This window comes from Citrobacter sp. Cb023, from assembly GCF_030336805.1.
Classification (GTDB): Bacteria; Pseudomonadota; Gammaproteobacteria; order Enterobacterales; family Enterobacteriaceae; genus Citrobacter; species Citrobacter braakii.
Genome location: NZ_JAOWCV010000022.1, coordinates 1 through 345 on the forward strand (window position 1 = coordinate 1; position 345 = coordinate 345).

General features: G+C 46.1%; 1 tRNA gene. It reads left to right on the plus strand.

Going from position 1 to position 345, the window contains the following annotated elements:
* Positions 1–116 precede the first annotated feature (116 nt).
* A tRNA-Glu gene (locus OGW44_RS01295) sits at positions 117–192 on the plus strand.
* Positions 193–345: the final 153 nt, after the last annotated feature.

Sequence of the window (345 nt, forward strand, 5' to 3'; positions counted from 1 at the left end):
TAGGGGAACCTGCGGTTGGATCACCTCCTTACCTTAAAGAAACGTTCTTTGTAGTGCTCACACAGATTGTCTGATGAAAAGTAAATAGCAAGGCGTCTTGCGATTGAGACTTCAGTGTCCCCTTCGTCTAGAGGCCCAGGACACCGCCCTTTCACGGCGGTAACAGGGGTTCGAATCCCCTAGGGGACGCCACTTGCTGGTATGTGTGAGTGAAAGTCGCCGACCGAAGTATCTCAAAACAGACTTTCGAGTCTCGTTTGAGATATTTGCTCTTTAAAAATCTGGATCAAGCTGAAAATTGAAACGACACACTGTTTCATTTCTCCGTAAACAAGAAATGAAAAG